Source organism: Deltaproteobacteria bacterium PRO3, assembly GCA_030263375.1.
GTDB lineage: Bacteria > UBA10199 > UBA10199 > DSSB01 > DSSB01 > DSSB01.
Genome location: SZOV01000106.1, coordinates 1 through 10,343, shown reverse-complemented (window position 1 = coordinate 10,343; position 10,343 = coordinate 1). Strand labels below are relative to the sequence as shown.

The window sequence follows — 10,343 nt, the reverse complement described above, 5'->3', positions numbered from 1 at the left end:
TGCTCGTCCAATTCAACGTCGCCGGCCGATTGGGCCACCACGCCTTCGGCCCGCGTTTCACCGCCTGGGAACGCGGCCTCGACGCGCAGGCGGAGCTGCTGGCACGCCTCCCCCGCCCGCCGCGTCCCGGTCTCCTCGAGCTCGCGCCGCAGGGCATCTTCGCCGGTATAAGACCGGCCGCGGATCCCGGTTCGCGGGTCGGGGAATGGACCAGTTTCGCGATGTCCGCCTCCGGCCGAGGCCGGGGTGGCGGCAAGGAACCGCTCCTGCCGAACGCCCCGCCGGCCAATACCAACGATGTCTCGATCCTCAAGGTCCCGCGCACGACGCTGCCCGCCGACCGGCTGCGCGCCCTGCCCCGTGGCGGCGTAATGGTCCAAACCTCGCAAGGCTGGCTTCAGCTAGGCGTCCCGATGTGGACGAACAAGGACGCCTTCGAAATTTTCGCCCAAGCCGGCGGCGGACGTTTGCAACGCGAGGAAGTTAAGCGGCTCCTGCCCACCCTCTACGTCTTCGACCTGGACTATGTCGCGCGCCACGACGGGCTCCTGCCCGCCGACTTCATGCAATACATGTACTTCGTCACACGCGGCCTCGAGACGACCCTGGTGACGCACGATGCGCCGACGGCGCGGCGGCTGCGCGAATTCCTCGACCTCTCCTACCTGGGCCCCCGCGAGGCCGATCTCACCGAGCAGGTCCTGCGCGAGTACGCACCGGGCGCCATCGCGCCGCCGCGCATGGGCGAGGAGATCCGCCGCGGCTTTCCCGCGGCCGAGCCCGAGGCCCTGCGGAAGATCGATCACCTCAACGAGGTCGGAGAGTTCGCCTGGGGCGACGTCGTGGTCAGAAAATTGAACCCAGGCCGCTACGAGATCCTGGACGGCGGCGCCTCCCTGGGCGTCGTCGACCTCTCGAGCTTTCCCCTGCCCGCGCCTCCGGCTGCGCCGCGGCCGGCTCCCGCGGCCCGCGACGCGCGGCGCCGCGTCCTGCGCGAGGGGCGCCCGGCCCTTTGGCCGATCGGCACCGGCCACGGCTTCACGCCGCGCGAGGAGACCAGCGGCTTCATGATCTGGAATCGCGGCAAGGCTGTGATCGTCGACCCGCCCTCGAGCACCTTGGAATATTTCCGCGCCATGCGGTTGCCCTTGTCCTCGATCGACGGCGTCCTGCTGACCCACGGCCACACCGACCACTACGGCAACGCCGTCCCCCAGCTGCGCGCCGCCCTGCCCGAGTTGAAATTCTATACCACCCCGACCATTTTCCGGATGCTGCAACGACAATATGCCCAGGCCTTGGGAGAATTGGGCGGAGAGTGGAACTTCTCGCCGATCTATCCTCAGGCCTTCGCCGAGATCCTCGGCCTGCACCTGAGGCCCGAGTATTCCTTCCATCCCGTGCCGACGATCGGCTTCGAAATCTACGACCGGCCCGACGTCCGGCGCGGACGCCTGGTCGTCTCCTTCACCGGGGACACCTTCGCCGACCACGTCGACATCTGGCGGCACACGCAGGCCCAGGCGCTGGAGCCGCCGTTGCTCAGCGTGGGCCGCGCGCAGCAGATCCTGCGCCACAACGCCCTGCTGATGGCCTCGAAGGCGCAGCGCCCGCCGCCGGTCTTTTTGATCGAAGGCGGCGTCCCGCCGATCCACATCCCGCCCGCGCGCACCCGGGAGCTGCTGGACCAGGCGGAGGCCTTGGGCGTCGACACCTCGCGCGTGCGCGTCTACCACGTCGCGGCGGAGGCGGCGGCGGGGGCGCGGGTGCCCAAGTGGGTCGCGGGGGAGGCGGGCTTCTTCGATCTCTCGGAGTATTTTAGAGGACGGCGCCGGTAGGATTATGCGGCGCGTCCGGTGCGGGGCGCGGAGGGTGTTCCCCTCCGGCTTTTCCGAAACTCGCGGTTTATTAGATGGTCGTGCCGAGCATCCAGTTGGTACTTATGAGAGTGACTAATTAAGGACGCTCAGACAGTCGGAAAAGCCTCCGAGGAACACCCTCCGCGCCCCGCACCGGACGATCTATTTTAGGCTTTATTAAACGATCAGCAGCCCAGATGCCGCGATATCACGATCCGCTGCACTTCGCTGCTCCCCTCGCCGATTTCGAGGAGCTTCTGGTCGCGGAAGAACTTCGCGACGGGGTATTCTTCCATCAGTCCGTAGCCGCCGTAGATCTGGACCGCGTGGTTGACGACGCGGTTCATCACTTCCGAGGCGTAGAGCTTGGCCATGGCGGCTTCTTTGCCGAAGGGACGGCCTTGGTCCTTGAGCCAGCAGGCCTTGTAGAGGAGGTTGCGGGCCGCCTCGATCTCCATCGCCATGTCGGCCAGCTTGAAGGCGATCGCCTGGTGCTTGCAGATCGGGACGCCGAAGGTCTTGCGGACCTTGGCGTAGTCGAGCGCGGCCTCGAAGGCGCCCTGGGCCCCGCCGACGCCCATCGCGGCGATGCCGAGGCGGCCGTGGTCGAGCGTCGAGAGCATCATCTTAAATCCCTCGCCCCGCTTGCCGAGCAGGTTGCCCTCGGGGACCTTCACGTCCTCGAAGTAGAGCTCGGCCGTGTTGGAACTGCGCCAGACCAGTTTCTTGTGCATCTCACGGGCGGTATAGCCCGGCGTGCCCTGCTCGACGATGATGCAGCTGATCTCCTTCTTGTCGCCGTCCTTGCCGGTCACGGCCTGGACGGTGACGCCCGCGGTGATGGGATTGGCCGCATTGGTGATGAAGATCTTGCTACCGTTGATGACCCATTGGCCGTTTTCGAGGCGCGCGTTGGTCTTGCTGTTGCCGGCGTCGCTGCCTGCGTCGGGCTCGGTCAGGCCGAAGCCCCAGAGCTTTTCGCCGCTGCACAGCTCGGGCAGGTATTTTTTCTTCTGCTCCTCGGTTCCCCAGCGGTAGATCGGCAGGATGCCTAAGGTATTTTCAGCAGCAACCGTGGCGGCCTGACAGCCGTCGACGCGGGCGATCTCTTCCACGGCGATGCAATAAGAAAGGTAGTCCAGTCCCTGTCCGCCCCATTTCGGGTCAACCGTCATGCCGAACAAGCCGAGTTGTCCCATTTTTTTAGTAAGCTCGACGCTGAATTCTTCTTTCTCGTCGAGCTTCTGCCGGACAGGCTTGATCTCTTTCTCCGCAAAATCGCGGATCGTCTTGCGAAGCATGTCTTGTTCGGGGGTGAGGTCGTAATTCAGCATTTCATTCTTCTCCAAAATAGAAACACAAAAAATCAAATAGATCGCCTGGCGCGGGGGCCGGGGAGGTGTTCCGCGGAGGCTTTTCCGACTGTCTGAGCGTCCTTATATAGTCACTCTCACAAGCACCATCCGGGCGTTCTGCACGACCATCTAATAGACCGCGAGTTTCGGAAAAGCCGGAGCGGAACACCTCCCCGGCCCCCGCGCCAGGCGCACCTTATAATGCAACGCCACGCACGCCCTTACAATTGTTCGCGACAACCGATCAAGGGCTTATTTAAGGATCAAATTCTCAAAGCCCTTTTCCTTCAAATACTCCGGGTAGAGGTCGTAGGCGGGCTTGATGGCGGGCAGCAGCTTCAAGATCTTGGGGATGGGCCCCTTAGCCACCATCTCGCGCCGGGTCAGGGCCGCGATCAGGTTGACCTTGCCGTGCCAGAAGCGGTGGGCGACGTCGGCCTTCATGCTCATCTGCACCTCGGGCTTGAAGGCGGCGTCGTTGAAGAGCAGCTTCACGGGATTTTGCGCGGTGTCGGCGGAGATCGAGAGCTCCGGATCGCTGTATTGGAATTGCAGCTTGAGCTTGGCCTCGCGCAGCTTCGGTCCGATCTGAGGATCGTCGAAAAGCCTCTGAAAGAAACCGCCCAAGACATCCTGCAGCTGCTGCGTCGATTGAAAGTAGGACATCAGTACGCCTCCCGAATTTTGTTCAAGACCTCGTCAAAAACCACTTCCCGAGGATTGAAGAAGCTGGCCCCGTCCTCCACCGCCGCCGCGGCGATCTCCTCCAGCTGGCCCTCGGCGACGCCCGCGTCGCGCAGCCGATCGGGCAGGCCGCAGGCCCTCTTCAACTCGGCGCGAAGCTCTCGCACCGCCCCGACCGCCGCCCTAGCCGCATCCGCCGCGCTCATCCCCGCCGTGTCGATGCCCAAGCGGCGCGCCAGCCCCGCGTAGCGCTCGGCGGCGACCTCGAGGTTGTACTCCATGCCGTGGGGCAGATAGATGCTGTTGGCCAGACCGTGGGGGACGTGGGCAATGCCGCCGGTGGCGTGGGACATCGCGTGGACAACCCCCACCATCGCGTGGTCGAAGGCGATGCCCGCCATGTTCGAGGCGATCATCAGCTGCGACCGCGCCTCGAGGTCCTGGCCTTGTTCCACCGCCTTCAAGAGATGCGTCCGGATCAGCTTGACCGCCTTCATCGCCAGGGCGTCGCTCATCGGGTTGGTCTGGGCGCTGGTGTAGGCCTCGATCGCGTGGGTCAGCGCGTCCATCCCCGTCATCGCGGTAGCCTTCGGCGGCAGCGAGAGGGTCAGCTCGGGATCCAGCAAGGCCAGCTGCGGGCGCAGGAAGGCGTCGTTGAAGGAGAGCTTGCGCTGGGTCGCCTCGTCGAAGATCACCGCCGAGGAAGTCACCTCGCTTCCGGTCCCGGCCGTCGTGGGAATGGCGATCAGGGGATTCAAGGCCCGCGGGATCGTTTGGCTGCCGGAATAGTCCGCCACCAGGTCGCCGCCCAGGCTGAAGACGATATTGGCCGCCTTCGCGGTGTCCATCGCCGAGCCGCCGCCCAAAACGACGATGCCCTCCGCGCCGCCGGCGACGGCCGCGGCCGCGCAGCGCTTGACGACCCCGACCTCGCTGTTGGGCGGGATGTCGCGAAACAGGCCGACCACCTCGGCGCCTGCGCCCTCGATGCCGGCGCGGACCGCATCGGCGACGCCGTTCTCCGCGAAGAAGGGGTCCGTCACTAGGAGGAATTTTCGGACCGGCAGCTGAGCGAGCTCGTTGGCGAAATCCCTGGAAATCCCGGGCTGAAAGAGGATCTTGGTGTTGAGATAAAATTGATAGAAGTCGATGCCCACGGGGACTGAGCGTAATCGTATCCTGGAGGATCGTCAATCTTTGAGTGAAATCAAAGGATTGGGCAAATAATTTCCTACCTAACTCCGAACAAGCACAGACCCACGTATGCCTGCGAATTTTTCTGTCGGAAATATTTTCGGAATATCATTCGTTTAATGAAACATCGTCGATTTTGTTCGTACAGGCCTTTACAGGGCGAAGTTTATTTTCTCTAATGAGAAAATCTCAAGCACTCCATGAGCCGGGGGCATCCAAGGTTCCGGGTAACACTACTGCCTCCAAGATTAGGGGTATTCATCCATTTCGATGCGAAATAATCCAGCCTTACTCACCCTCCCGCCCTACCCTTCGAGAACGGTAATGAACACCTATATATGATGACCGCGGGCGTCATTTTTTAGTCACTCTTATCAGTTTGAAAGAGAAAAATTCAACCCAGCCTACCCTGCATCCATTCCCGATAAGTCAAAATCCCTTTCCATTTCATAGACCCATTGAAAAATTTCAGGCGATGGCCTCGAAATTGCTGCGGTAAAGTGCAGGCCAGGAAGCCCCTTTCATATCAGCGCGGGCGCCCGAGGCCTACGGGTAAGGAAAATGAAAGCTACTCCATCCAAACTTCCCTCCCTTTCGGAAGGGGTCTCCATTGACTGTCCTAGGAGCCGTCTCCATTTCCTCCCTACCTGTTGAGTGAAGAAAATATCGTTCGTTAAAAATTGAATTTCAGTCTCCCAGAGTGAGTAAGCGTGCATCATTACGGGTAAGGGAATTTTGATGCTGCACTCCGATCCAGATTCCCCTTAAGCTTGGCGACCGATCCGGTCCCAACGCCAAACGCTCGCGAGAGACTCAAGAAAAAACACAGTCTGACTTAAGAAACGCCCACCGGCGGCGAATTATTAACGCGGAGACGACCGTCTTCGAGGGAGGGATATTTCTGTCCCAAGCGGTCCAGGCTCCAATTGCGTTCGATGGAGAACAATCATGGAAACAGTCAAAGCTCAGAGCCATATCGAGGATTGTTGGAACACTCAAAACCGCGGCATGAAAGGCGCGCTGATCCGGGCGCTGTTTATCTTGGTCGTCGGCAGCATTTCTTTCGTCTATGCGGAGCCCGGCTGGTCTACGGTGGCATGCGACGTAAATCCAAATGTCGGCCAATGCATATGCCATGGCAGCGCGGGAGAGATCTGCCCATCTCAAAGCGGTATCGTAAACGGTCATGACGACCATTTGGCAAAATGGTGTTGCATCAATTTCCCGAATGGAACGGGAAACCCGCCCTCCTTCTGTAATTTTCCTACTCTGGACTGTTCCTGCACGAATCTAAGCGGAGTGAAGGACACCTTTGGCAAATGCGACGGTTGCGGAAACGGCGTATTGGAGCCCAATTTAGGGGAAGAATGCGACGATGCCAATAACGTCAACGGAGACGGCTGCGATGCCGACTGTAAAATCGAATGCAAATCGGACGCGGAATGCGAGGACGGCAATATCTGCACCGATGACATCTGCGACCCCAACACACGAAAGTGCACCCATGGCAACAACACTGATTCCTGCGACGACGCAAATCCCTGCACCGTCGGAGATCAATGCTTAGGCGGAAGCTGCGCTCCCGGAGGACCGAAGGATTGTTCCGACGGAGTCGAATGCACGGTCGACAAATGCGATTCAACCTCCGGCGAATGCTCCAACGACAATAGCCAGTGCCAATGCCGCACGGATGCGGACTGCAACGACGGAAATTCCTGCACCGACGATTTTTGTAAAGCGGACTTCACCTGCGGACACAGGGATAATTCCAATCCTTGCGACGACGGCCTGTTCTGTAACGGCAAGGACACCTGCGGCTCCGGCACCTGCAGCATTCACACGGGGGACCCCTGCGCCGCGGGCGGCGAATGCGCCGACAGCTGCAACGAGGAAAAGGACAGCTGCAACGATCCGGCCGGCACCGCCTGCAAAGACGACGGCAACGTCTGCACCGACAATGAGTGCAACGGCTCCGGCGAATGCGTTCCCGTCAACAACAACGATACCTGCGATGACGACAAGCCCTGCACCGAAAACGACGTCTGCTCGGGCGGCGCCTGTAACGGCACGCCCAAGACCTGCGACGACGGCATCGAATGCACCCCCGACTACTGCGATACCGAGACCGGGGAATGCCAAGCGCCCACGGATAAATGCGAGTGCCTTCAGGACTCGGACTGTAACGACGGCAATTCTTGCACCGACGAGTCCTGCGACCTGAAGACGCTGACCTGCGTCCGCAGTTATAACTCGAATCCCTGCGACGACGGCCTGTTCTGCAACGGCAAGGACACCTGCGGCGGCGGAACTTGCAGCATCCATGGCGGGGATCCCTGTGCCGCCGGCGGCGAATGCGCCGACAGCTGCAACGAGGAAAAGGACAGCTGCAACGATCCGGCCGGCACCGCTTGCAAAGACGACGGCAACGTCTGCACCGACAATGAATGCAACGGCTCCGGCGAATGCGTCGCCACCAACAACACCGAATCCTGCGACGACGGCGATCTCTGCACCGTCGGCGACGTCTGCTCGGGCGGCGCCTGCAACGGCTCGCCCAAGACCTGCGACGACGGCATCGAATGCACCCCCGACTACTGCGATGCCGAGACCGGAGAATGCCAAGCACCGACCTCGGAGTGCGAATGCGTCCAGGACTCCGACTGTAACGACGGCAATTCCTGTACCGACGAGTCCTGCGACCTGAAGACCCTGACCTGCGTCCGCAGTAATAACTCGAATCCATGCGACGACGGGCTGTTCTGCAACGGCAAGGACACCTGCGGCGGCGGAACTTGCAGCATCCATGGCGGGGATCCCTGTGCCGCCGGCGGCGAATGCGCCGACAGCTGCGACGAGGCCAAGGACAGCTGCAACGATCCGGCCGGCACCACCTGCACCGACGACGGCAACGTCTGCACCGACAACGAGTGCAACGGCAAAGGCGAGTGCGTCCCCATCAACAACGACGACTCCTGCGACGACGGCAAGCCCTGCACCGAGAACGACGTCTGCTCGGGCGGCGCCTGCAACGGCACGCCCAAGACCTGCGACGACGGCATCGAATGCACCCCCGACTACTGCGATACCGAGACCGGGGAATGCGAGGCGCCGACCTCGGAGTGCGAATGCGTCCAGGACGCCGACTGTAACGACGGCAATTCCTGCACCGACGAGTACTGCGACCTAAAGACCCTAACCTGCGTCCGCAGCGACAACTCCGACCCCTGCGACGACGGGCTGTTCTGCAACGGCAAGGACACCTGCGGCGCCGGCACCTGCAGCCTGCACGCCGGGGATCCCTGCGCAGCCGGCGGCGAGTGCGCCGACAGCTGCGACGAGGAGAAGGACAGCTGCAACGATCCTGCGGGTACCGTCTGCACCGACGACGGCAACGTCTGCACCGACAATACCTGCGACGGCTCCGGAGCGTGCGTCCCCACCAATAACAAGGACGCCTGCGACGACGGCAATCTCTGCACCTTAAATGACGTCTGTTCCGAGGGCAGCTGCCAAAGCGGAAGCCCGAAGTCCTGTGCCGACGAGCGGGATTGCTCGGAGGACAGCTGCGATCCCAAGACGGGCCAATGCCTCAACGACCTGTCGCAGTGTGAATGTTCCGGCGACGAGGACTGCAACGACGGCAATGCCTGCACCATCGACAGCTGCGACTTCGTCGCGGGCACCTGCTCCAACACGCCCGACTTGGGAGCGGAATGCAATGACGGCAACGCTTGCACGGAAAACGAGCAGTGCAACGGCGAAGGCCTCTGCGAAGGCACCGCTTTGAGCTGCGACGACGGCAACGCATGCACCGCCGATTCCTGCGACGTGGAGGTCGGCTGCGCCCACGAGCCGATCCCTAACTGCCCGCCGCCGGGATGCACCGACACGGATGCGGACGGGGTCTGCGACGAAACGGACAACTGCGATCAGACGCCCAATCCGGACCAAGCCGACTCCAACCAAAACGGCGTCGGCGACGCCTGCGAGGAAGGCGGAGACGATTCCGGGCAAGGCGGCGGGCCGACCGGACCGAGCTGCCTGCAAGGCTCCGGCGACTTCGGCGACGGAGCCAACGGCTGCCAAGGCTACGCCTGCTCGCTGAACCGGCAAGCCGCTTCGGCGGATCCGGCGGCCATGGCGGGCCTGCTGGCCTTGGGCCTTGGCCTCGCCCCATGGATGTTACTCCGATTCAAGGCTCCGGGTAGGTTCCGAAGAAACCCGCGCTAAAACGGGACCGAATCGGATCGAGCCGCTCCGGCCTCTGGCGTCGGGGCGGCTTGATTTTTTTCCGCGCGGGCCGCGAATTTCCTCGCCCGGATCGCCAGGTCCGCCGCCTCGTAAATCGGGCTCGAACACAGCCCGCTCCCGCAAAGAAAGGCCGCGCTCTTGGGCATCTCCGGGTACTTCACGTCGGGGTTGGGCATCGGACCCTCCCGCCGGTCCCACCATTCGATCCTCAAATAATCCGAAGGATAGGCAAGGGCCGCGATAAAGAGCTCCCGCGCCCTCGCCTCGTCTTTGCCGCCGACGACGGTGATGTGCAGGGGTTCCCGACTCAGCTCCTCGTCCGCCAGCAAGATCCCGACCTCGGTAAGGCGATCCGTCGCCATCGCCGGGAGGGCCAAATAGCGCATCGCCCGGCGAGCGTAGTCCCGAAATTCCTTTTGCCCGCCGTAGTGCGAAAGCCGATTCCAAAATCGGGCGGCGGCGACGTTCTCATCCACGCTGCGCCCCGGCGCCAAGGGACCTCCCTCCGCCGCCGTTACATAGCCCGCCCCGTCTGGGGAGGGGAAAGTCGCGGCCAGGAATCTGCCGGTGAGCGTCGCGCGCCGCAGCCACTCCCGCTCGGCGGTGGCCTCGTAGAGCGCCAGGAAGGCCCGCCCCATCGCTAGGCTGTCCCCGAAATAAGGGCCGCCCGCGTCCGTCTCGCCATGGCTGAAGCCGCCCGCCGGATTCGTCCCGCGCGAAGCCAACCAACGCGCCGCCGCGAAGGGGCTGCGATCCAGGGCGCGGTGGCGCAAGACCCAAAGCGCCGCCTCCCGCGCCATGCGCAGGGCCTCGGCGTCGCCGCTCGCGCGGTAGAGCGCGACCAGCCCCTCGATAGCCCAGCCGTTCTCCCGCGCGTAGCGGTTTCGGTCGACGCGGGGGATGCCCAGCCTTCGCCTCGCCCCGTCGTCCAAGGAAAAATATTCGGCTCCGTGTTCGCCCCGCACCAAATCCGCGTCCTGGCTGGTGTAGAAGCCGCCCT

At 62.7% G+C, this 10,343-nt stretch carries 5 protein-coding genes; 2 read left to right on the top strand and 3 right to left on the bottom strand.

Annotated elements, in window-relative coordinates; all coding sequences use genetic code 11:
* Positions 1-1,838 (top strand): MBL fold metallo-hydrolase (locus FBR05_13100; protein ID MDL1873116.1); only part of this gene is annotated, 1,838 nt, incomplete at its 5' end.
* A 206-nt stretch (positions 1,839-2,044) separates the two neighbouring features.
* On the opposite strand, the gene FBR05_13095 is transcribed toward FBR05_13100, so the two are convergent.
* The 3 genes from FBR05_13095 to FBR05_13085 all read right to left on the bottom strand — a co-directional run bounded on the left by FBR05_13095 (position 2,045) and on the right by FBR05_13085 (position 5,076).
* Positions 2,045-3,190 (bottom strand): acyl-CoA dehydrogenase, encoded by a 1,146-nt coding sequence (locus tag FBR05_13095; protein MDL1873115.1) that lies wholly within the window; start codon positions 3,188-3,190, stop codon positions 2,045-2,047.
* Positions 3,191-3,466: 276 nt separating this feature from the next.
* Positions 3,467-3,880 (bottom strand): SCP2 sterol-binding domain-containing protein, encoded by a 414-nt coding sequence (locus FBR05_13090; protein MDL1873114.1) that lies wholly within the window; start codon positions 3,878-3,880, stop codon positions 3,467-3,469.
* Positions 3,880-5,076 carry an iron-containing alcohol dehydrogenase gene (locus tag FBR05_13085; GenBank protein MDL1873113.1) on the bottom strand — a complete coding sequence of 399 codons (1,197 nt, stop codon included), beginning with the start codon at positions 5,074-5,076 and terminating at the stop codon, positions 3,880-3,882. The genes FBR05_13090 and FBR05_13085 overlap by 1 nt, the downstream gene beginning before the upstream one ends.
* Positions 5,077-6,391: 1,315 nt before the next feature.
* Between FBR05_13085 and FBR05_13080 the strand changes: the two genes are divergently transcribed.
* Entirely contained in the window at positions 6,392-9,322 is a 2,931-nt protein-coding gene (locus FBR05_13080) for a hypothetical protein (GenBank protein ID MDL1873112.1), read from the top strand.
* Positions 9,323-10,343: the final 1,021 nt, after the last annotated feature.